This window comes from Acinetobacter sp. YH01009 (assembly GCF_013420765.1).
GTDB lineage: Bacteria > Pseudomonadota > Gammaproteobacteria > Pseudomonadales > Moraxellaceae > Acinetobacter > Acinetobacter amyesii.
This window is the reverse complement of the sequence record NZ_VOYE01000002.1, coordinates 222,739-244,468: the sequence shown is the minus strand read 5'-3', so window position 1 is coordinate 244,468 and position 21,730 is coordinate 222,739. Positions and strand designations below refer to the sequence as shown.

The following is a 21,730-nucleotide window of genomic DNA, read 5'->3' as shown; positions in this document are numbered from 1 at the left end:
TTTTAGCGGATATCTGTCGCTAAAATGAGCGCTATTTGCTTAAAAACGGTATTTATATGCCTGAATATTGGCATAAATTTCAGGAGTTAAATCACAGTAAGCAGTTGCATTTGGCAGCAATACCAATAAACGTTCATCAGTTTGCTTAGGATCAAAAGCTTGTTCTTTCAGCTTATTTTTTTGGTATTTAAACGTACCTGTGGTTTCGACTTTTTTCTGTACACGTAAAAATACCGGTACAGCATAAGCGGGTAAGCATTTTTTAAATTGTAGAACCATTTCACGACAATCTTGTTCGTTGAGTTCGGCACCGTCGGTGAGCGTGATGGCAGCCATACCTGCACGGCCATTTGTATCTGGAATTTCTACGCCATAAACCACAGCTTCAGCAATTTTATCGTACTCACTCACCATGTTTTCAACTTCAGTGGTTGAGACGTTTTCACCTTTCCAGCGGAAAGTATCGCCTAGACGGTCGACAAATTGTGCATGTCGGAAGCCAATGTCTCGAACCAAGTCACCAGTGTTGAAGTATGAATCACCATGCTTGAATACATCTTTCATAATGACGGATTTGTTTTTTTCCGTGTCGGTATAGCCATCGAAAGGTGAGCGACGGGTAATTTTACCGATGAGTAAGCCGACTTCGCCTTTTTTCACTTTAATGCAGCGACCTTTAGCATCATGTACAGCTTCATTTTTTTCTTTATCAAACTGAATAATCGCATAAGGCGTTGGTGAAAAACCAACGGTATTGTCGAAGTTAAACACATTACTAAAGCCAACGTTGCCTTCACTTGAAGCATAGAGTTCAAGGACTTCTTCGACCTCAAAGCGTTCTTTAAACTTATCCCAAATGTTTGGTCGCATGCCGTTACCAATCATTTTTTTCACACGATGGCCTTTTTCAAGGTCTGAATGTGGAGCATCCATCAAATAGCGGCAAAGCTCGCCCACATAGCCAATGGCTGATGCATCAAATTTTTGTACATCTTTCCAAAACGATGAGGTTGAAAACTTGCGACGCAGGGCAAGGGTGGCGCTACCTGCAATCACCCCACACCAACAAACTACAGTGCCTGTAGCGTGATAGAGCGGTAAAGTTACGTACATCACATCATCTTTATTCAGATTAAGGACGTGACCATATGTTCCATAAGCCAAAGTCCAACGGCTGTTGGTGAAAATCACCGCTTTAGGTAAGCCTGTTGTCCCAGAGGTGTAGATATAAAATAGGCCGTCTTTGCCTTTTACGCTTGCAGTGGTTGGCGTGTTGAATTTTGGAAATTCATCAATCGCTACTGCAAGGTTTAAAAAGCCTTTAGGTGCTTTACCGGCATCTACACGGGTGGCCTGATCTGCGAACCAATGTAAACGATCTGCAGCCACACTGAGATCATTACGAATCTCTTCTACGGCTTGACGGCATTCTTCGCCCACAATTACCGCAATTGGGTTTACTAAGTTGATACTGTGTGTCAGGACTTTGCCGACTTGTGAGGTGTTGACCAAGGCACTGGTGACGCCAATTTTGGCTAAAGCCACGATAGTTGCCACGAGTTCAGATCGGTTTTCGATCATCACCGCAATCACATCACCTTTTTTTGCGCCGAGTGCTAGGTAATAGTGACCAATTTGATTGGCCCATTCATTGAGTTCGTTATAGGTGTATTTTTGCTCTTCAAAATATAGCGCATAGCCTTTGGGATTACGCTTTACGGCTTTTTCAAATGCAATCCCTAAGCCTGCGGAAGTATTTGGGGTACGTAAATAGGCTTGCTTTAGACCACTCAACAGGTTGGGTACTTTGCTAATGAACGCGGGAATTTTTGCTGCAACATCAGCAATCCCAATAAGGTCGTGTTGTGTAGTTTGGCTCATGTGAATCCTATTTATTTTTCGTAATCCGATACGGTCTATTTCTTTGCAATGAAATTTGCAGCAAATTCTACAATTGTCTTTTAATCGTTTCGATCTAGTGCAATCAACCTAATTTGACAAAAGTATCAAAAAAAAACCAGTCACCGAAATGACTGGATTTTTTTATTCACCTGCAAAATAGCAAATTACTGCTCAGTTGCGGTGTTTGCTTTTTTCGGTGGACGACCGCGAGGACGACGAGGGCGTGCAGGTTTTTCACCTTCAGCGGCCGAGTTTTCGTCTACAGGAACCTCAACTTTCTTTTCCGCTTCAACGGCTTGAGCTTTTTCTTCTACTGGTTGAGTAGGAGCTTCAGACACTTCTTCCGTCTTTTCAGGCTGCGCACTCACATCCAGTTCAGCTTGAACGGGTGTCGGTACTTCAGCTTGAGCGGGCACAGGTGCTTCAGTTTGAACTGCAACGTCGGATACATTGGCTTCAACTGTAGCAGCTTTAGCTTCTGCAACTACAGGCGCCTCAATAGCAGTGTCTGCGACAGGCGTAGCTTCCATCTCAGCATGTGCTTTTGCTTGGTCTTGTTTCGCTTGTTCAGCGGCAAGTTTAGCAAGGCGACGACGCTCACGTGGGTCATTAGCAACACGCTTATCTGACACAGGCTTTGGTGGTGTTAAATCCAACATTGGCGCTGGTTCAGCTTCAGGTGCAGCTTTTGTAACTTGAACATCACGAGTGACAGGCTTTTTCTCTACAGCTGCTTCAGCTGCAGGTGCAGACAAAGTCGCGGCATATTCTTCCGTGAATTTTTGCAATGCACGGTTGAATGTTGGAATTAAGCCAAATTGCTCAATCAGTACTGAGCAGTCTTCACCGTATACATGCTTAATCAAGCTGCTTACAGTGTATTGACCCAGTGTCGGCACTTGAGATGGCGAAATTTTCGGAGCCTGTGCTTGTTGAGCGCGAGCTGCACGTTGTTCGCGGCGGCGTTGACGTGGGTCATTGCTTGCACGAGACGGTTTTTGCTGCGCATGCTGTGGTTTATATCCTACTTCTTTTGTTTCAGTCGCAAGTTTTTCCACTTTTTCTGCTTCAACGACAGCGGCTTTTTGGACTACTGGGGTTTCTACAGGTTTTTCAACTGCTGGGGCAGTATTTAGTGCTACGATTTCGCTTTGAGCTTGATCAACATTCACCACAAGTGCTGTTGGCATCACGTCTTGACGTGGTGCATCAACAACTTCAACTTTAGGTTGACGTTGATTGCGGTTTTCAGGTTGTTGCTCAGCTGCAACTTCCTGAGCAATCGCTTGCTCGTTCAATACGCTTTGATCGCGGTGGCGATTTGGGCGATTTGGACGTTGTTGGTTGTTGCGGTCGCGACGCGGAACAGACTGCGGTTGTTCATTGTTTTGAACATCTTGCTGCACTTGTTCGTTGTTGTGTTGACGGCGTGAGTTACGACGGTTTTCACGTTGGTCTTGACGGTTGTCTTGGCGCGGTTCTTGACGTTCAGAACGTTGCTCTTGGCGTTCGTTTTGACGTGCTTCGTTATTACGCTGTTCTTGACGGTCTTGACGTGAAGGTTGTAACACTTCTTCATGAACTTGATGCGGTTGAGCTTCTTGTTCACGTGGTTCTTTATGCTTAGTACGCTTTTTATTGTGACGTTTTTCTTCACGTTCAGCTTTTTCTGAATGGCTGTCACGTTCTTGTTTGTGCACAACAGAAGAAGGCGCAAGGTAAGCATTATTGTCTACGACAATAACAGGCGCTGCCGATGCAGGGGTAATTTGACCAAACTGGCCACGGCTTGCAGCACCGCTATTTACCATTTGTTCAATTGCAGCAGCGGCATTGTTTGCAGTACGCGACTGGTCAACGGTTGCAGCTTGTTTTTGAACAAATAAGTTTTCTAACCATGCACATGGACTAGATGATGCTGCAGGAGCGGCAACTTGTGCTGGTGCTTGTTGAGCAGCAACGGGTTGTTGCTTATTCTTTTTGTGGCCTTTTTCTTGTTGTTGTACAGGTGCTTGTTGCTGAGCAGCAGCGGCCTGTTCTTCACCTAAGTGCCACTCAGATGCTTCGTAACCCAATTCTTTTTCGCTAGAACGTGTTGCTTCAGTGCGTTCATAACTTGTCGGTGCAAAACCTTCAGGGTTATACGAAATTTCGTAATGTGGTGTTTCTAGGTGAGGGTGTGGAAGTACAGTCACACGAACATTTGAAGTTTGCTCAAGATATACAAGGCTGTGACGCTTTTCATTCAATAAGAATGCAGCAATTTCAACAGGCACTTCAACTTGAACTTCACCATGACGTTCGCGTAGCGCAATCTCTTCCACTTTACGCATAATCGAAAGTGATAAAGAGCGTAGGTCACGTACCATACCTGTACCATGACAGCGTGGGCATACATAACCAGTGGCTTCTTCAAGCGATGGACGTAAGCGTTGACGGCTCATTTCCATCAAACCAAAGCGTGACAATTGACCGAATTGGATACGCGCACGGTCACTTTGTGTTGCTTCACGAAGTTTAGCTTCAACCATACGTTGGTTACGGTCTTTGGTCATGTCGATGAAGTCGATCACAACCAAACCACCGATATCACGTAAACGTAATTGGCGAGCAATTTCTTCTGCTGCTTCAAGATTGGTATTTAGCGCTGTATCTTCTACGTCGCTACCACGTGTTGATTTTGCAGAGTTAATATCAATTGAAACCAATGCTTCAGTTTGGTCAATCACAATTGAACCACCAGAAGGAAGTTTTACTTCACGCTCATAGGCCGTTTGGATTTGACTTTCGATACCAAAATGAGCAAATAACGGTTCATTTAAAGTATAAGTTTTTAATTTGTCGATTTGACGTGGCATCACAGCTTTAACAAAGTTATATGCTTCGTTATACGCTTGCTCAGAGTCAATCAGAATTTCAGCAACATCATCACGTAAATAGTCACGAATCGCACGTGTAACCACACCGGCTTCTTGGTGAACCAACATTGGTGATGGACCTGAACTTGATGTGCTTTGGATTTGTGCCCAAAGGTCAAGCAAGTGTTGCAGGTCAAGTTGCAGTTCTTCTTGAGAACGACCAATACCTGCAGTACGTACAATTACGCTCATGCCACGAGGGACATTTAAAGACGCCAACATTTCTTTCAATTCTTCACGAACTGAACCTGAAATTTGACGGCTAATACCGCCACCTTTCGGGTTGTTTGGCATCAATACCAAATAACGACCAGCAAGTGAGATAAATGTAGAAAGGGCAGCACCTTTATTACCACGTTCTTCTTTTTCCACTTGAACCAAAAGTTCAGTGCCTTCAGTGATCAATTCGCGGATGTTTGAAGTTTGGCGAGGATCTGCTTTGTAATAAGAATTGGCAATTTCGCGCATCGACAAGAAGCCTTGACGACCTGCACCGTATTCAACAAATACAGCTTCTAATGAAGGTTCTACGCGGGTCACATGACCTTTATAGATATTCGATTTTTTTTGTTCACGGGTACGATTCTCTAAGTCAAAATCGTAAAGACGCTGACCAGTGACAAGTGCAACGCGAATTTCTTCGGCATGTGTTGCATTAATCAACATACGTTTCATGGGTGTAACACCTAATAGTGATACACAGAAGAACATCGCCTGACTCGTAGCGAGCATCAGATAGCATGGATCAAGTTGCACAGATCGAAAAACATCATCTGTGCATGTGTACCGACCTTCTTTGGGTGGGCAACGGTTTTTGATTCACGTATTGATGATGGCAATACGGCTTCAATCTTTTAAACGATTAAAGTCACCTGAACGCGTTTCACTGGCGGACAAACGGTGCATTGGATGTGAGTAACTTTCACTGTCACATTGCTCGAAGAGCATCCATTCATATCTGATAGAGCGTCTTGATACGGAATTATCATCGTACCTTTACAAACTGTGCAGATCCAATGCATCAAACGTTGTGGCCTGAACACGATTTCCAGGGAGCGACTGGTCTGATGTGTATCAGTTTACGTTTAAAAACCAACCTTGGTTGGCACATATTTTTTTGGGGCAAACTGTTTTATGTACCTACGGCACAATTAAACGCAACAGTTTGCAGTTTTGCCGATATAATAAGCCTTCGGCGTCGGCATAATTCTTTTGGGACCTTTCCGAGCTAAATGAGTAATTGCTTGAAAGTTCAATGACAGTAAATACTGAAATGAATCAACTTTTACTCAGTTACGGTGGTTTCCGTGCGCTGACTATATCAAACCTTGCATCATCTGCCTATGGGCTAAGCTTATGTTTCTTGCGAAAAGTATAGCTTAAATGATCAATTTTTAATCAATTTTAGTATTTTTTTAGGTCACAGTAACTGTATGAATTCTACGCAAGAATGGCAAAGCGTCACCTGGTTTGAAGTGGACGAGCATCAGGCGGGTCAACGTATTGATAATTTCCTGTTTAGTCGTCTGAAAGGTGTGCCTAAAAGTCGCATTTATCGTCTGATTCGTGAAAGCCAAGTTCGCGTCAATAAAAAACGCGTCAAAGCGGAAACCAAACTCAATATTGGTGACCAAGTTCGAGTTGCTCCAATTCGTTATGAGCAAAAAGATGAGTCTGCGGTTCCCGTATCGGACAAAGTGGCACAAAGTTTACTGAGCCGTGTGGTGTACGAAGATGAAGGCTTAATGGTGGTAAACAAACCTTCTGGTATTGCTGTTCACGGCGGTAGTGGTGTGGCGTATGGCTTGATCGAAGGCTTACGTGCCGCTACAGGGAAGAAATACCTTGAGCTGATTCACCGAATTGACCGCGACACTTCTGGTTTGGTGATGATTTCGAAAAAACGTAGTGTGTTAAAAAGCCTGCAAGACATGTTACGTGAGCACAAAATCCAAAAAACTTATGCTGCTGTGGTGAAAGGCGTGGTGAGTTTGGATAAGCAGCTCATTGATCAGCCTTTGCATCGTTACGAACTGGCAAATGGCGAGCGTCGTGTTCGTGTATCACCTAAAGAAGGTAAAGAGTCGAAGACGCTGTGGAACGTGAAAGAACGTTTTATGCATGCCACCTTGGTGTATGCGTCTCCACTTTCGGGCCGTACCCATCAGATCCGTGTACATGGTTTAAGTATTGGTCATCCATTGGTGGGCGATGAAAAATACGGTCATGAAACTGAATACCGTGGTCCAAAGCCACGTCGTTTATGTCTGCATGCTATGCGTTTAGAAATTCCGGGTTACCAAACCATTGAAGCGCCATTGCCAGAAGATATGCAAAGCCTTGTGGCGCAGCTACGCGCGCAAAAAGCCGACAAAGTGGTGAAGTCTTCAGAAGATGACGAGTAAGTTTTAAATACGAGACTTCTCTCCCTGAGCAGGACTGCTTCGTAAGTTTTCTTTCTCCCTCTCCTTTAAGGAGAGGGCCGGGGTGAGGTAAATAAATTGATGCACTCCAGAATCTGAATTACCAAACACTGAATCAAATCTAGGAAAACGTATGAACTCAGCTGTAAAACTAGTCATTTTCGATTGGGATGGCACTTTATTTGATTCTGTGGGTCAAATTGTAGCGAGTTTAAAATTTGCAGCAGATCAATATTCACAGCCGCTGACCGATGCTGATGCGAAAAGTATTATTGGTTTAGGTCTGCCGGAAGTCGCACAGCGGTTATTTCCGACGGTTCCTGAATTGCACAGCGACATTTTGCAAAGTTATGCCGATCACTATGTGGCCCATTCCAAAGGGGATATGTGGTTTGATGGTGTCGCGGATATGTTGCAGGAATTACGCGATGCCGGTCTACAATTGGCTGTTGCAACAGGAAAAAGTCGTAAAGGTCTAGACCGTGTCTTGGCTCAAACGCAAAGTCATGAGCTATTTTGTGCGACACGTGCAGCCAGTGAAACCAAATCTAAGCCAGATCCGTTGATGTTGGCAGAAATTTTGGCGGAAACAGGACTACGTGCCGATCAAGCCATTATGGTTGGTGATACGTCGTATGATTTAGAAATGGCCCTCAATATTCAGATGCCACGTGTAGGCGTGAGCTATGGAGTGCATACTGTAGAAACACTCCAGTGTTTTCAACCCTTACGTATTGCACATAGCGTAGGTGATTTGACTGAATTTCTACTAGAACACGTGAAATTACGTCTAGCTGTATAGTTTTAGATACAAACGAGTAAAAAGGGTGAAACTGGTTTTCACCTTTTTTATTGCCAATCATAGGGGGTAATACATCATTCATCTCTTTTGAGAAGTATTGAACTGAATTATTTTAAAAAACTGATAACACTAGATTTTTTAACAATAACAAGCGGTCCTCAAGCTGATTTATCTGTGTAGTTTGGCGCGACTATTTGCTTTTTTAGCACAAGCCAGGATAGGGTTTTGTTTGAATTTTATGATTTATCTTGTTGTTATTTATTGAATTATTTTTATTTGAAGAAAGTGGCGTACTTAATTTATCATAATTGAACATTGTTATTCGGGTATTAGGCTGACGCTAAAATAATCTTTCAATCTTATCTTTTAGTCGTATAAGCCAAGTTTTTTGGTCGAGATTCAGATTTAAGGACGAAAAAAATAGTGAATTTTATTTAATTATTTTGACTTAAGTTTTTGAATATTAATAATAAATAATGATTAATTTATAGCTAATAGCTATAGTCATAAATAAAATAAGTATTGGTATTCACTTTCTAAAATCTCGATGCTAAATGCATCTAAACATAACGTGTAGTATGTCAAGTGAAATGCTTTAGGCGAATCCTGACATGACTTTCATCACTTTGATTTTGATGGTGATCGGGATGAAACACGTTGTGCATCCAATTTTTGCAGTTTAAGGAAACATTGATGTCGAATTCTGCTGTTGTTGAATCAGTTGCGCAAGCATTACGCGATGCGGAAGTAAATCAGGCTGCGATTGCACCGATCCGTCCACAACTTGGTGGTGAAAGTGCTGATGTAGATATTGCTTATGCCGTTCAAGAAGTGAATACCAAACGTGCGGTGGCAGAAGGTCGTCGCCTTGTAGGTCGTAAAATTGGCTTAACTTCAAAAGTTGTACAAGCGCAGTTAGGCGTTGATCAACCTGACTTCGGTATGTTGTTTGCTGACATGGCGTATGGCGATGGTGAAGAAATCCCTGCTGGTTTATTGATTCAGCCAAAAGTTGAAGCAGAAATTGCTTTGGTGATTAACCAAGATTTGACCAAAGAAAAACACACCTATGCAGACATTATTAGTGCAACAGAATATGCACTGCCTGCAATTGAAGTGGTCGATAGCCGTATTGAAAACTGGAAAATCTCGTTGATTGATACTGTGGCAGATAACGCATCTTCAGCAGGTTTTGTACTGGGTTCTAAGCCTGTAAAACTTGCAGATCTTGACCTTGTAAATTGCAAAATGGTCATGACTCGTGGTGAAGAAGTGGTTTCACAAGGTGTGGGTAAAGCGTGTCTTTCTAACCCATTAAATGCAGCAGTGTGGTTGGCTGACGAAATGGTTCGTCGTGGTCGTCCATTGCTTGCAGGTGACATCGTATTGACCGGTGCCTTAGGCCCAATGGTTGTGGCAAATCCTGGTGATGAATTCAAAGTTGAAATTGAAGGCTTTGGTTCTGTGACTGCAGCATTTGCAGCGAAATAAGCTTGGGTTTTACGGAATTTTTAAGAGTACACATTCATGAAAAAGATTAAATGTGCATTGATCGGTCCAGGGAACATTGGTACTGACTTGCTTTACAAACTTCAACGCAGCGAATTTTTAGAACCAGTATGGATGGTTGGTATTGACCCGACGTCTGAAGGTTTGGCTCGCGCTGCTAAAATGGGTTTAAAAACCACTGCTGAAGGCGTAGATGGTTTACTTCCACACGTAATTGAAGACGAAATCAAAATCGCATTTGATGCAACTTCTGCCTATGTTCATGCTGAAAACAGCCGCAAATTAAATGAACTTGGCGTGTTAATGATTGACTTAACACCTGCTGCAATTGGTCCTTACTGCGTACCACCTGTCAACCTTGAAGCATTGCTTGAACAAGGTGAAGTGCCAAACGTCAATATGGTAACTTGTGGCGGTCAGGCAACGATTCCTATGGTTGCAGCGATTTCTCGCGTTCAGCCTGTGAACTATGGCGAAATCATTGCAACAGTTTCAACAAAATCTGTGGGTCCGGGTACACGTAAAAACATCGACGAATTCACACGTACTACTGCTGGTGCAATTGAGAAAGTCGGTGGTGCGAAACAAGGTAAAGCGATCATCATCATTAACCCGGCTGAGCCACCACTGATGATGCGTGATACTGTTCACTGTCTAGTAGAAGGTGAGCCAGATCAGGCAGCGATCACTGAATCTGTACATGCGATGATCAAAGAAGTTCAAAAATACGTACCAGGTTACAAACTGGTGAATGGTCCAGTATTTGATGGCAACCGCGTATCGATCTTCCTTGAAGTTGAAGGTCTGGGTGACTTCCTGCCGAAATATGCAGGTAACCTCGACATTATGACTGCAGCAGCTGCACGTACCGCAGAAATGTTCGCAGAACGTGTTTTAAATGCAGTTGAAGCTTAAGGAGCACCTTCATGTCTAAGATTATTATTAATGATATGACTTTACGTGATGGTATGCATCCCATGCGCCATCAAACTACACCTGAGCAAATGGTTGCGATTGCAACTGCTCTGGATGATGCCGGTGTACCGCTGATTGAAGTAACACACGGTGACGGCCTTGGCGGTAACTCTGTGAACTACGGTTTCGCAGCTGCAACTGATGAAGAATACCTGAAAGCGGTGATTCCAAACCTGAAACAAGCGAAAGTATCTGCACTTTTACTTCCTGGTATCGGTACGGTTGATCACCTGAAAATGGCACATGATGTAGGTGTAGCAACTATTCGTGTAGCGACTCACTCTACTGAAGCAGACGTTTCTGAACAGCACATTACTGCTGCTCGTAAACTGGGTATGGACACTGTGGGCTTCCTGATGATGGCGCACATGGCAACACCTGAAAAATTACTTGAAGAAGCACAAAAAATGGTGTCTTACGGTGCAAACTGTATTTATGTAACAGACTCTGCAGGTTACATGCTTCCTCAAGATGTGACTGACCGTGTAGGTATCTTACGTGCAAACTTGGGTTCAGAGATTGAACTCGGTTTCCATGGTCACCATAACTTAGGTATGGGCGTGGCAAACTCTGTTGCGGCTGTTGAAGCGGGTGCGATCCGTGTCGACTTGGCATCTGCGGGTCTAGGTGCAGGCGCAGGTAATACACCACTAGAACTATTTGTTGCAGTGGCGAACCGTATGGGTATGGACACTGGCGTAGACTTGTTCAAAGTTCAGGACGTTGCTGAAGAATTGGTTGTACCAATGATGCATCAACCGATCCGTGCTGACCGTGATGCAGCAACTCTAGGTTATGCTGGTGTGTATTCTTCATTCCTATTGTTCGCAAAACGTGCTGAAGCGAAATACGGCGTATCTGCTCGTGAAATCCTCATGGAATTGGGTCGTCGTGGTACGGTTGGTGGTCAGGAAGATATGATCGAAGACCTAGCATTGACCATGTCTAAAGCAAAAGAAGCCAATGCTTAATTTGCTTTAAAAAAAAAGCGCCCGAAATGGGCGCTTTTTTTATGTCTGAAGTAGCTGTTTTGGTTTGAGATGGGCTTGAGATTACGTTGAGATTGATTTGAGGCATGGAAAGCGGATTGAAATAAGAAAAGTTCTGCGAACCAATGGCTGATTTCGAGCAGCCATAGTAGTAAAATTTAACTTTAAGTTGTTGATGATTATATAAATTAAATATCATGTCATAGCTAAATTTTATAACTCAAATAAGGATAAATCTCAGTAAAAAACTTTGTTTAAACTTAAAAGCAATTAATACAGCGCATGTAATTGCAAAAAATAAAAAACTTTAAATTTTATGTTAATAAAACATGGGGTTAATTTAATCAGTTGTTCTAAATGATAAAAAAGAGTTATTGTTTTAATCTCTAAGGAAAATAAGCAGAAATAGCTTCCAAAGTTCAAGTCGTACAAAAGCCTGATAAACCTTAATACTGTAGTCGGATTTTTTTCCAAGGTATTGTTGAGCATGATGATGTCATAGCTTAATTTGATCACTGGGAATAAGCCATGCGTCGTCAAAATTTATGGATAGCAATTCTTGCTGCGACAGCAACATTAGGAACATCTGCAACTTATGCGGACTTTGTTGACGACAGCCAAGTACAATTGAAATTTAAAAACTTCTACTTAGACCGTCAAATTAAAGAAAATCCGGCGGGTAACTGGGGTTCATGGTCACAGGGTGTGACTTTGGATGCCAAGTCAGGGTATCAAGATATTGGTGCAGGTATTCAAGTGGGTGCTGACCTTTTGGTTCAACATGCATTTAAACTTAATGCACGTGATAAAAACCCAGACTGGATCTTGCCGCACGATGGTAAAGAATCAAAAGATAACTTTGGTAAAGTGGGCGTGACCCTTAAAGCCAAAGTATCTGAAACTGAGTTGAAAGTGGGTGAGTTATTACCAGTGTCTCCAGTGTTGGTTTTCGATCCATCACGTCAGTTAATGACGACTTATAGCGGTGCATGGTTAGAATCGAAAGAGATTAAAGATACTAAGTTAACTTTGGCATACATTGACGGGATCAATAACCGTTATGACAACCAATTCCGTGATTTATCAATGTTCTCTCCAGGTAAAAGATTACCAGATGGCACCATAGGTCATTATGATCTTGGGCCAACTTCTGATGGTATGTATATTGCGGGTATTGACCATCAATTTACACCTGAAATTGGTGGTAGCTATTGGTATGCCGATGTTCAAGACATTTACACACAGCAATATGTCGGCGCGAACTATAAAACTAAGTTAGGTGACAAAGCCAAACTGGATAGCCATATCCGTTACTTCGATAACTCGGATTCGGGTGACAAACTGTATGGCGAAATTGATAACCAAGCGTTATCGGTTGGTGCGAAAGTGAATTACGGTTCGCATACCTTTGGTTTGGGTTATCAACAAATGTTTGGTGATAATGCATTCCCAACACTGGGTGGATGGGTGCCGCAGCCGTACTTAGTCAACTGGGGTATAGCAACATTTACTGCAAAAAATGAAAAATCATGGGGCTTTACTTATGGCTATGATTTCTCAGAAATGGGTGTGAAAGGCTTAAATACAACTGCTGTGTATTTCACAGGTTCAGATGCAGAAATTGCTGGTCTTAAAGATCAAAAATCTGATGAGCTTAACTTAATCGTGAACTACACCGTGCCTGAAGGTAAGTTGAAGGGCTTAGGCTTCCAGGCAATGTATATCGATGCCGATTTCGATTACAAATCTGACTTGCAAGAGTACCGTGTCGCGACAACTTATACCTATAAGTTCTAATTTCTCAGGATAAAAAAGAGGGAAGTGGATTCATTGCTTCCCTTTTTATTTGCTGGGTTATTTAAAAAAGAAATACCTCAAAGATTTTATGGATATATTTTTGAGTTATATATTTAAAAAACAATAACTTAAATTATAGTCTATTTGTTGTTTATGATCGTAAATATGTATCAGTTAGCAGTGGCTGAACAGGTAATATGAGACTGTAAAAACCACAAAATCCAAAAGAGTCCCCCTTGTGTTTAAATCCGTTATGGATTGAAACATAAGCTCTACGCAATACGAGGAGCATGTATGAGCACTGTTCAGATTCCTGACTATACAACTGATTCATTCTTTGGTTTAGAAGATAAATGGATTGAAACTGCTGAAGGCGAATTAACGCATTACCACGAAGTGGGTGAAGGCACACCAATTCTATTTTTACACGGTTCAGGTACAGGTGTATCTGCTGCTGCAAACTGGTGGTTAAACCTTCCACAAATTGGTGAACAAGCACGTTGTATCGCTATCGATACGATTGGTTATGGTCAAACTGTTGTTGCACCGAATACTGCTTATGGTATCCGTGCTTGGGTTGATCACGCTGTACGTACGTTAGATGCCCTAGGTATTGAAAAAACTTGGTTAGTGGGTAACTCACTCGGTGGCTGGTTAGCATTCCAAATGGCTTTGGACTATCCAGAACGTGTATTGGGTATCGTTTCTATGGGTACAGGCGGTGCTAAACAAACTGCAGCACTTAAAGCACATGCAAACCCTGTATTAACCGAAGAAGGCATCAAGAAAACCTTGTCTATGTTTGTTGTAAACAAAGACTTGATCACAGACGAATTGGTAAAAGTACGTTTTGCATCTGCTGCAAATGACTATGCATCAAATCGTTTGATGGATGTTGTTGGCGCACGTGACCGTGACCGTTTCGAATTCCCATTAGATTTTGAAAAAATGAAAGACATTACTGTGCCAGTATTGTTGATTCACGGTGTACAAGACGTGGTGATTCCTGTATCTCGTACGTGGGATATTTTGAATACCGTTCCTCATGCTGATGCGCATATCTTTAGCCAATGTGGTCATTGGTCACAAGTTGAAAAAGCTGAAGAATTTAACACGGTTATTAAAGATTATTTAACTGCACGCGGTGTTTAATCGAGCAGCCGAGTTAATGCAAAAAGGGATGGTTTTACCATCCTTTTTTTTATATAAATCTTTTGACAGAAATATTTTAAATGAGTATTATTCTCATTAATGAGGCGGCAGTATAGGGTCTAAATCAGTAAAAAGGCATAAAATAAGCTCATCTAAATGGTTGGGGAAGGGGAATTATTTATTAGACTTAAGTTGTAAATCGGCTATTTTTAGCAATTTTTATCAATGTCTAAACTAAAATTTATAAGTTATTTTCCATCAAATCGATATGCTTGATAGATAAAATGCGTCGATTAAAACATTTAAACGATTAAAAAAGCGACTTTTTAGCCATAAAAAAAGCACCATTATTTATTTCAAAAATAATGGTGCTATATCTATAAATTATGACTTGGCGAAAATTAACGCTGTTCGCGATTGATATCGAGATAAAAAACTTTGGTTAGCAGTTCAAGGAATTTATCTACAGCCACAGAACTCGCCGTTTTTCGGTAACTTACGTACAGGTCTAGATACGGTAATTCGACATCTAAAGGACGAATCACAGTATTGTTCATGGTCAATGGCGCGATGTATCCCGGTAGGATCGTGCAGCCTAAGCCCATGCCGATGGAGTTAATGTTAAACAGGATATTGTCGGCTTTTTGCACGATATTAAATTGAATATCATGGGTCGAAGCAAAGTCCAAAATGGCTTCATGCAACGTGCCAGATTGTTCACGTGCAGGAATGATAAAATCAATCCCATTCAATGCTTTAACTGGAATGCGCTCGTACTTCGCTAAAGGGTGATCTTTGGGTAAAATAAAGATCAGCGGTTCACGCAGTACAAACTGACTTTCAATTTCGTCGCTGTGGAAGTTATTGCGGGTAAAAGTGATGTCCAGTTCACCTTTTTGCAGTAATTTCATCTGATCACGGTTATTTAAACTGAGTAATTCAATTTTGAGTTCTGGGTTCTGAACACGTAGATTAGGTAGTACATAAGGGAAGATTTTCATCTCTGCGACAGGGACAAAACCAATGCGCAGCATCTGTTGCTTGGCTTGTGAAACCTGACGTGCCATCGCCACGGCCTTGTCTGCTTGAGCTAGTGTCAAACGTGCTTGTTCTAGAAATACGGCACCTTCTTCTGTGAGCTCAACTTTACGTTTAGTCCGGTGCAACAATTTTACGCCGACATCTTCTTCAAGATCTTTAATTTGTTGGCTTAAAGAAGGTTGAGCAGTATAAAGTTTTAACGCAGCTTTACTGAAATTGAGTTCTTCAGCGACAGTAATAAAGTAGCGTAAGTGTCGTAATTCCATATAATCAACCCGTGGAGTAATCCAAAAAATGTCTTACTTAGAAGTCCGTTCAGTATAATCTATAAACAACTATTGCGTGAAGATTATTTTACCATTCACGAAATAAATGGTGTTCTCGGCAATTTAAAAAAAATGCTATAAAAAAAATCTACCGTAATAATCCATAAAATCTCTTAATTAAAACAAAATAAATATTTCCCGAATATCGCTCTAAAATCCATCATCGTTGAAAAGTTGAGTCTATTACTTTGTGCCTTATGGTCACAGGAGAGCTTTTCATGAGTGGAAAAATTGATGTGCGCGAAATCGATGCTTTAGTCGATGCACAAAATGGACGTATCACGCCATCTATCTATACAGATCCAGACATCTACGAACTTGAATTAGAACGTGTGTTCGGTCGTACATGGTTATTCCTATGCCATGAGAGCCAAATTCCTAAAGCCGGCGATTTCTTCAATACCTATATGGGTGAAGATCCAATCATCGTGGCACGTCAAAAAGATGGCTCAATCAAAGCATTCTTAAACCAATGTCGTCACCGCTCTATGCGTGTGAGTTTCGCAGACTGTGGTAATACACGTGCATTTACTTGCCCGTACCACGGCTGGTCTTACGGCATTGACGGTTCTTTAAAAGATATTCCACTTGAAGACCGCGCGTTCCCGCACGGTGCTTGCAAAGAGAAATGGGGTCTTGTTGAAGTTAACCGTGTTAAATCATACAAAGGCTTAGTATTCGCTTGTTGGGATGAAACTACACCTGACCTAGAAGAATACATGGGCGATATCGCTTGGTACTTAGATGGTGTTCTTGACCGTCGTCCAGGTGGTACAGAAATTATCGGTGGTGTACACAAGTGGGAAATCGAGTGTAACTGGAAATTTGCAGCTGAACAGTTCGCATCTGACCAATATCACGCATTGTTCTCTCACGCATCTGCAATCCAAGTATTGGGTGCAAAACCAGATGACGAATCATCTAAGAAATTAGGTGCTGCACAAACTGCTCGTCCTGTTTGGGAAACTGCGAAAGACGCGATTCAATATGGTTCACGCGGTCATGGTTCAGGCTTCTTCTTTACTGAAAAACCAGATGCAAACGTTTGGGTAGATGGTGAAGTGGCGAACTACTTCCGTGAAACATTTGATGAAGTGAAAGAGCGCCTTGGTGAAGTACGTGCACTTCGTCTTGCTGGTCATAACACCATGTTCCCAACATTGTCTTGGTTGAACGGTACTGCAACGCTTCGTGTATGGCACCCACGTGGTCCAAACAAAACTGAAGTGTGGGCATTCTGTATTGCAGACGCTGAAGCATCTCAAGAAGTGAAAGAAGCATTCGAACGTTCTGCAACACGTGCATTCGGTCCTGCTGGTTTCCTTGAGCAAGATGACTCTGAGAACTGGATTGAAATTCAAAAAGTTTTACGTGGTTATAAAGCCCGTCAAAACAAATTAATTATGGAAATGGGTAAAGGTAACGAGAAAGTACGTGAAGATGGTATCCCTGGTATCACCAACTACATTTTCTCAGAAACAGCTGCACGTGGTATGTACCGTCGTTGGGCTGACCTATTGATTCATGAAAAATGGGAAGACGTTGAAGCTGCGGCTGACGAATATGAGAAGGAGCTTATGAAATGAGTCAAATTAGTTTAGAACTCCATCACCAAATTAGTCAGTTTCTTTATCGTGAAGCAAAATTGCTTGACGATTGGAAGTTCCGCGATTGGTTAGCTGTATTAGCTGAAGATATTTCTTATACGTTACGCACAACACCAAACGCGCAAACACGTGACCGTCGTCGTTCGATTGAGCCGCCAACAACTTGGGTATTTAACGATACAAAAGATTTGTTGGAACGCCGTGTAGCTCGTTTAGAGACAGGTATGGCTTGGGCTGAAGAACCTCCTTCACGTACAACACACATGGTTTCAAATATGATTGTTGAAGCGACTGAAGTTGAAGGCGAATACGACGTTTACGTAACGTACTTGTTGTACCGTACCCAGAAAGAGAAAGATGTAACAATCTACTGTGGTAAGCGTCACGACAAGATCCGCAAAGTCGACACTGAGCAAGGTTTCGAAATCTTCAACCGTAAGATTACCCTTGATCAGGTGACTTACAACTCACATAACCTGAGCGTGTTCTTCTAATGAATAAGATTTTTGTTTGCCAAGTTGACGAATTAGACGAAGGCGAAGCATTGAAAGTAGATTGCGGCGTTAACGGTATCGATGCGCTTGCAGTATTCAACAACAATGGCGAATTTTTCGCGATGAACGACCGTTGTTCACATGGTAATGCTTCAATGTCTGAAGGTTACCTTGAAGATGATGGCACTGTTGAATGTCCACTTCATTCGGCTCGATTCTGTTTGAAAACTGGTCAAGCATTATGCTTACCAGCAACAGATCCTATCAAGACATTCCCTGTGATTGTTGAAGATGGTGCTTTATACGTAGAGATGGCAGGAGAGTAATCATGGGTTGGCTACAAGGCGAAGTTGCACTTATTACCGGTGGTGGTTCAGGCTTAGGCTGGGCATTGGTTGAACGTTTCTTAGAAGAAGGTGCAAAAGTTGCCGTTCTTCAACGTTCTCAATCGAAAGTTGATGCATTGAAAGAACATTTTGGTGACCGCGTGCTTGCGATCGCAGGAGATGTAGCCAGCTATGAGGATAATGTTCGTGCAGTTCAAGCAACTGTAGAACATTATGGCAAACTTGACTGTTTCGTCGGAAACGCAGGTATCTGGGATCATTACGCAGATATCGTCAATACATCGGGTGAACAGCTGGAAAAAGCTTTTGATGAGATTATGGGTATTAACACCAAATCTCTCATCTTAGGTGCCAAAGCTGCACTTGATGCATTGATAGCTTCGGAAGGTTCTATCATATTTACTTTGTCTAACTCAGCACTGTATTCGGCAGGCGGAGGCCCTGTATACACAGCGTCTAAGCATGCTGGCGTTGGGATCATGAAAGAATTAGCCTACGAGCTTGCGCCTAAAGTACGAGTGAACGCTGTTGCTCCGTCGGGTATGAATGTAAACATCAAAGGTGCTGCTTCTTTAGGCCAAGAAAACCTCGGTCTACTCGATGCACGCGATCCTGAGAAGATTGCACGCGGCATGCCGCTCAATTTCTTACCCGAACCTGAAGATATGACTGGTTCATACGTGTTATTGGCTTCTCGTCAAAACAACCGCCCATTAACTGGTGTTTTAATTAATGCTGAATGTGGTCTGGGTATCCGTGGTTTACGACAACCACGTGCTGGCTTCTTTGACGAGATTTAATTCGCCAAATACGTAAAGGACTTACTCGGCAGCCGTCTTGGCTGCCTTCCGTTTAGGAGTCACCCATGGCCGTTAAACTTATTTGTGCATCGCACAGTCCCCTAATGGAATTCGCTTCTCCGCAAGAGAAATACAAAGAGGAAAAAGTTCGCGAAACTTTTGCCAAACTCGCTAAAGAAGTTGAAGACTATAATCCAACATTGATCATTACTTTTGGTCCAGACCATTTCAATGGTTTCTTCTATGACCTCATGCCATCTTTCTGCGTCGGTATTCGTGCCAAAGCAGCAGGTGATTGGGATTATGGTAAAGACAATGATCACATCAACGTACCTGAAGAAACTGCAGTGAATTTAGTACGTCGTGTGTTGGATGAAGGTGTTGATGTTGCGTACTCATACCGTATGCAAGCAGATCATGGCGTGACTCAACCATTACATTTCCTATGTGGTGGCAAGCTTGATCGTTATCCAACGATTCCAATTTTTATCAATGGTGCTGCTGCACCGATGCCAACAACCAAGCGTACAGTCGCTTTGGGTCGTGCAGTCGGTCAGTTCATTAAATCATTGAACTTAGAGAATGAACGTGTACTTGTTTTGGGTACAGGTGGTTTGTCTCATGATCCACCAACGCCGCAAATGGGTTCAGTTCCACCAGAAGTGGAAGAGTTCCTGATTGCAGGTCGTAATCCAACTGAAGAGGCACGTAATACACGTCAAGGCAAAATCATTGCTGTCGGTCAAAAACTCGCAGCGGGTGATACTTCTGTCGCAGTGCCTTTAAACCCAGAATGGGATCGTGCATTGCTTGATACTTTCGCCAAAGCTGACTTTGCTGCCATTGAAGCGATGACTGAAGCTGAAATTCGTGTTGAAGGCGGTCGTGGCGGTCAAGAAGTTCGTTCTTGGATGGCTGCTTTTGCTGCACTACATGAAGTGGGCGAATACGACATGACAACACATTGCTACGAAGATATTAGTGAGTGGATTGCGGGCTTCGGCATCGTATCTGCAGAATTGAAATAAGGAACAAACCCATGAGCCAAAATGGTATCGAAACCATCGTTATTGTTGGAGCTGGTCAAGCTGGTGCTAGCGCCATTTTAGAACTCCGTGCGAACAAGTATGAAGGCAAAATCATTTTGGTGGGTGATGAAACACATCTTCCTTATGAACGTCCGCCTTTGTCTAAAGACGTAATTCTAAAACCTGAAGAGACCAAAATCGAAATTCTGTCAGAAGAAAAATTGGCAGAACTCGGTGTTGAACATATTCGTGGCAATGGCGTTGTGAAAATCCATAGCGATGCGAAAACAGTTGAACTGAAAAATGGCGAAATTGTTGCATTTGACAAGTTGCTTCTAGCAACCGGTGGTGCAGCACGCCGTTTACCGAATTTCGATGCTTTGGGTAAACACGTTTATACCTTACGTAACCTTGAAGATTCACAAGCATTGGTGCCTGTATTACAAGCGGGTCGCCGTATTGTATTGATCGGCGGTGGTGTGATTGGTCTTGAGCTTGCATCTTCAGCACGTTCTAAAGACTGTATCGTGACCGTGATTGAAATGGGTCCGATGGTCATGGGTCGTTCATCTCCACGTGTTTTAAGTGAATTCTTATTGGCACAGCAACGTCTTGCAGGTGTAGATGTTCGTCTTTCGACTTCTATTGCTGACTGTAAGCTTGATGGCGAAGAAGTAGTGATCACGCTTGAAGGCGGTGAAGAACTTCGTGCCGATGCAGTGATCTATGGTATTGGCATTGTGCCAAATGCTCAACTTGCGGTTGATGCAGGTTTAGACGTTGATTTTGCCATTAAAGTGAATAATAACTGCCAAACTTCGCATCCAGATATTTATGCAGCGGGTGACGTTGCGACTCAGCTTCGTGACTGTGGTAACCACCGCCGCGTGGAAACATGGGAAAATGCGAACTTGCAAGCAGGTATCTTTGCTCGTCATGTAATGGATGTAGAACATCCAACCCCAAATCCAGCGTGGTTCTGGACAGATCAATTGAATATCAACTATCAATTTGTAGGTGATATGGCTGCAAGCGAATGGATCGTTCGTGGTGAAATTAAACCTGAATTGGCGGCTGAGTCTTCATTTGTATTGTTTGGTGTAACTGACGGTGTCATTGTTGGTGGTATTACGGTGAATGCTGCAAAAGAGATGCGTCATTTGAAAAAATTGATTAGCAAGAATGCGGCGTTTGAAGCGGATAAATATTTAGATTTAAGCCAAGATTTACGTAAACTTGTAAAGTAAGCTGAATGTCTAAGAGGAGCAGACTTGCGGTAACGTAGGTCTGTTTTTTTATGTCTTTAGTTTTAGCATCGCACTTATAAAGCTATTTTTGTAGTCCATGTATACAGTTTTAGCTTATATAGATCTATTCAACGGTTTTAATCCTCCCAGCCCTCCTTTTTCAAAGGAGGGAGTAGTCTTTGTGAAGAATGGATTTCGTTTGGATGGTTCCCTCTCTTTTTTAAAGAGGGGCTAGGGGAGATTATTGATCGTTTGAGGAGAAGTCCTTATACCCCAAACGATCGGGTGGCATTCATACCGCCTCCAATTTAGTTGATAAAGGGGAGAACAATAATTGGTCTTAAACTTTATTAGTTAATGGTCTTACGAGTAG

General features: G+C 42.4%; 16 protein-coding genes and 1 pseudogene. 14 read left to right on the top strand and 3 right to left on the bottom strand.

The window, feature by feature from the left end; genetic code table 11:
• Positions 1-39 precede the first annotated feature (39 nt).
• Together FTT76_RS03945 and FTT76_RS03940 are read right to left on the bottom strand one after the other, a co-directional pair.
• Complete coding sequence (locus tag FTT76_RS03945; protein WP_180190072.1) at positions 40-1,881, bottom strand: long-chain-acyl-CoA synthetase; 1,842 nt, start codon at positions 1,879-1,881, stop codon at positions 40-42.
• A gap of 185 nt (positions 1,882-2,066) precedes the next feature.
• A complete protein-coding gene (locus FTT76_RS03940; RefSeq protein ID WP_180190071.1) occupies positions 2,067-5,495 on the bottom strand; it encodes an Rne/Rng family ribonuclease in 3,429 nt (1,142 codons plus the stop codon).
• A gap of 394 nt (positions 5,496-5,889) precedes the next feature.
• On the opposite strand from FTT76_RS03940, the pseudogene FTT76_RS17805 reads away from it, so the two are divergent.
• The 8 genes and pseudogenes from FTT76_RS17805 (at position 5,890) to FTT76_RS03905 (ending at position 14,467) form a co-directional block, all read left to right on the top strand.
• Positions 5,890-6,198: pseudogene (locus tag FTT76_RS17805) on the top strand (hypothetical protein).
• Positions 6,199-6,253: 55 nt separating this feature from the next.
• Positions 6,254-7,225 (top strand): RluA family pseudouridine synthase, encoded by a 972-nt coding sequence (locus tag FTT76_RS03935; protein WP_078189751.1) that lies wholly within the window; start codon positions 6,254-6,256, stop codon positions 7,223-7,225.
• A 151-nt stretch (positions 7,226-7,376) separates the two neighbouring features.
• Positions 7,377-8,045 carry an HAD-IA family hydrolase gene (locus FTT76_RS03930; protein ID WP_180190070.1) on the top strand — a complete coding sequence of 223 codons (669 nt, stop codon included), beginning with the start codon at positions 7,377-7,379 and terminating at the stop codon, positions 8,043-8,045.
• A gap of 693 nt (positions 8,046-8,738) precedes the next feature.
• The gene (mhpD, locus tag FTT76_RS03925) at positions 8,739-9,536 is read left to right on the top strand and encodes a 2-keto-4-pentenoate hydratase (protein WP_078189749.1); all 798 of its coding nucleotides are present in this window, start codon (positions 8,739-8,741) and stop codon (positions 9,534-9,536) included.
• A gap of 36 nt (positions 9,537-9,572) precedes the next feature.
• Positions 9,573-10,469 (top strand): acetaldehyde dehydrogenase (acetylating), encoded by an 897-nt coding sequence (locus FTT76_RS03920; RefSeq protein WP_180066245.1) that lies wholly within the window; start codon positions 9,573-9,575, stop codon positions 10,467-10,469.
• A gap of 11 nt (positions 10,470-10,480) precedes the next feature.
• Complete coding sequence (gene dmpG / locus FTT76_RS03915; RefSeq protein ID WP_180109046.1) at positions 10,481-11,500, top strand: 4-hydroxy-2-oxovalerate aldolase; 1,020 nt, start codon at positions 10,481-10,483, stop codon at positions 11,498-11,500.
• Positions 11,501-12,046: 546 nt separating this feature from the next.
• Positions 12,047-13,315, top strand: coding sequence for an OprD family outer membrane porin (locus FTT76_RS03910; protein ID WP_180065708.1), 1,269 nt, complete (start codon positions 12,047-12,049; stop codon positions 13,313-13,315).
• A 294-nt stretch (positions 13,316-13,609) separates the two neighbouring features.
• The gene (locus tag FTT76_RS03905) at positions 13,610-14,467 is read left to right on the top strand and encodes an alpha/beta fold hydrolase (protein WP_180021149.1); all 858 of its coding nucleotides are present in this window, start codon (positions 13,610-13,612) and stop codon (positions 14,465-14,467) included.
• 401 nt (positions 14,468-14,868) lie between these two features.
• On the opposite strand, the gene hcaR is transcribed toward FTT76_RS03905, so the two are convergent.
• Positions 14,869-15,774 carry a DNA-binding transcriptional regulator HcaR gene (hcaR, locus tag FTT76_RS03900; protein ID WP_180002937.1) on the bottom strand — a complete coding sequence of 302 codons (906 nt, stop codon included), beginning with the start codon at positions 15,772-15,774 and terminating at the stop codon, positions 14,869-14,871.
• 278 nt (positions 15,775-16,052) lie between these two features.
• Here hcaR and hcaE point away from each other — a divergent pair, with 278 nt between their 5' ends.
• The 6 genes from hcaE (at position 16,053) to hcaD (ending at position 21,357) form a co-directional block, all read left to right on the top strand.
• Positions 16,053-17,420, top strand: a complete 1,368-nt coding sequence (hcaE, locus tag FTT76_RS03895; protein WP_067763943.1) for a 3-phenylpropionate/cinnamic acid dioxygenase subunit alpha — start codon at positions 16,053-16,055, stop codon at positions 17,418-17,420.
• Positions 17,417-17,935 carry a 3-phenylpropionate/cinnamic acid dioxygenase subunit beta gene (hcaF, locus tag FTT76_RS03890; protein WP_180048817.1) on the top strand — a complete coding sequence of 173 codons (519 nt, stop codon included), beginning with the start codon at positions 17,417-17,419 and terminating at the stop codon, positions 17,933-17,935. Before hcaE ends, hcaF begins: the two co-directional genes overlap by 4 nt.
• Positions 17,935-18,261, top strand: coding sequence for a 3-phenylpropionate/cinnamic acid dioxygenase ferredoxin subunit (gene hcaC, locus FTT76_RS03885; protein WP_067763933.1), 327 nt, complete (start codon positions 17,935-17,937; stop codon positions 18,259-18,261). Before hcaF ends, hcaC begins: the two co-directional genes overlap by 1 nt.
• A gap of 2 nt (positions 18,262-18,263) precedes the next feature.
• Positions 18,264-19,082: a 3-phenylpropionate-dihydrodiol/cinnamic acid-dihydrodiol dehydrogenase gene (hcaB, locus tag FTT76_RS03880; RefSeq protein ID WP_067763930.1), complete on the top strand. Its 819-nt coding sequence runs from the start codon at positions 18,264-18,266 to the stop codon at positions 19,080-19,082.
• A gap of 65 nt (positions 19,083-19,147) precedes the next feature.
• Entirely contained in the window at positions 19,148-20,110 is a 963-nt protein-coding gene (locus FTT76_RS03875; RefSeq protein WP_180065704.1) for a 3-carboxyethylcatechol 2,3-dioxygenase, read from the top strand.
• Positions 20,111-20,121: 11 nt separating this feature from the next.
• Positions 20,122-21,357 carry a 3-phenylpropionate/cinnamic acid dioxygenase ferredoxin--NAD(+) reductase subunit gene (hcaD, locus tag FTT76_RS03870; protein WP_180007136.1) on the top strand — a complete coding sequence of 412 codons (1,236 nt, stop codon included), beginning with the start codon at positions 20,122-20,124 and terminating at the stop codon, positions 21,355-21,357.
• Positions 21,358-21,730 lie beyond the last annotated feature (373 nt).

What these genes read in the sequence shown, in the direction of transcription:
- FTT76_RS03945 (WP_180190072.1), bottom strand. Translation starts at nt 1,881, where the DNA reads ATGAGCCAAACTACACAACACGACCTTATTGGGATTGCTGATGTTGCA.
- FTT76_RS03940 (WP_180190071.1), bottom strand. Translation starts at nt 5,495, where the DNA reads ATGAAACGTATGTTGATTAATGCAACACATGCCGAAGAAATTCGCGTT.
- FTT76_RS03935 (WP_078189751.1), top strand. Translation starts at nt 6,254, where the DNA reads ATGAATTCTACGCAAGAATGGCAAAGCGTCACCTGGTTTGAAGTGGAC.
- FTT76_RS03930 (WP_180190070.1), top strand. Translation starts at nt 7,377, where the DNA reads ATGAACTCAGCTGTAAAACTAGTCATTTTCGATTGGGATGGCACTTTA.
- mhpD (WP_078189749.1), top strand. Translation starts at nt 8,739, where the DNA reads ATGTCGAATTCTGCTGTTGTTGAATCAGTTGCGCAAGCATTACGCGAT.
- FTT76_RS03920 (WP_180066245.1), top strand. Translation starts at nt 9,573, where the DNA reads ATGAAAAAGATTAAATGTGCATTGATCGGTCCAGGGAACATTGGTACT.
- dmpG (WP_180109046.1), top strand. Translation starts at nt 10,481, where the DNA reads ATGTCTAAGATTATTATTAATGATATGACTTTACGTGATGGTATGCAT.
- FTT76_RS03910 (WP_180065708.1), top strand. Translation starts at nt 12,047, where the DNA reads ATGCGTCGTCAAAATTTATGGATAGCAATTCTTGCTGCGACAGCAACA.
- FTT76_RS03905 (WP_180021149.1), top strand. Translation starts at nt 13,610, where the DNA reads ATGAGCACTGTTCAGATTCCTGACTATACAACTGATTCATTCTTTGGT.
- hcaR (WP_180002937.1), bottom strand. Translation starts at nt 15,774, where the DNA reads ATGGAATTACGACACTTACGCTACTTTATTACTGTCGCTGAAGAACTC.
- hcaE (WP_067763943.1), top strand. Translation starts at nt 16,053, where the DNA reads ATGAGTGGAAAAATTGATGTGCGCGAAATCGATGCTTTAGTCGATGCA.
- hcaF (WP_180048817.1), top strand. Translation starts at nt 17,417, where the DNA reads ATGAGTCAAATTAGTTTAGAACTCCATCACCAAATTAGTCAGTTTCTT.
- hcaC (WP_067763933.1), top strand. Translation starts at nt 17,935, where the DNA reads ATGAATAAGATTTTTGTTTGCCAAGTTGACGAATTAGACGAAGGCGAA.
- hcaB (WP_067763930.1), top strand. Translation starts at nt 18,264, where the DNA reads ATGGGTTGGCTACAAGGCGAAGTTGCACTTATTACCGGTGGTGGTTCA.
- FTT76_RS03875 (WP_180065704.1), top strand. Translation starts at nt 19,148, where the DNA reads ATGGCCGTTAAACTTATTTGTGCATCGCACAGTCCCCTAATGGAATTC.
- hcaD (WP_180007136.1), top strand. Translation starts at nt 20,122, where the DNA reads ATGAGCCAAAATGGTATCGAAACCATCGTTATTGTTGGAGCTGGTCAA.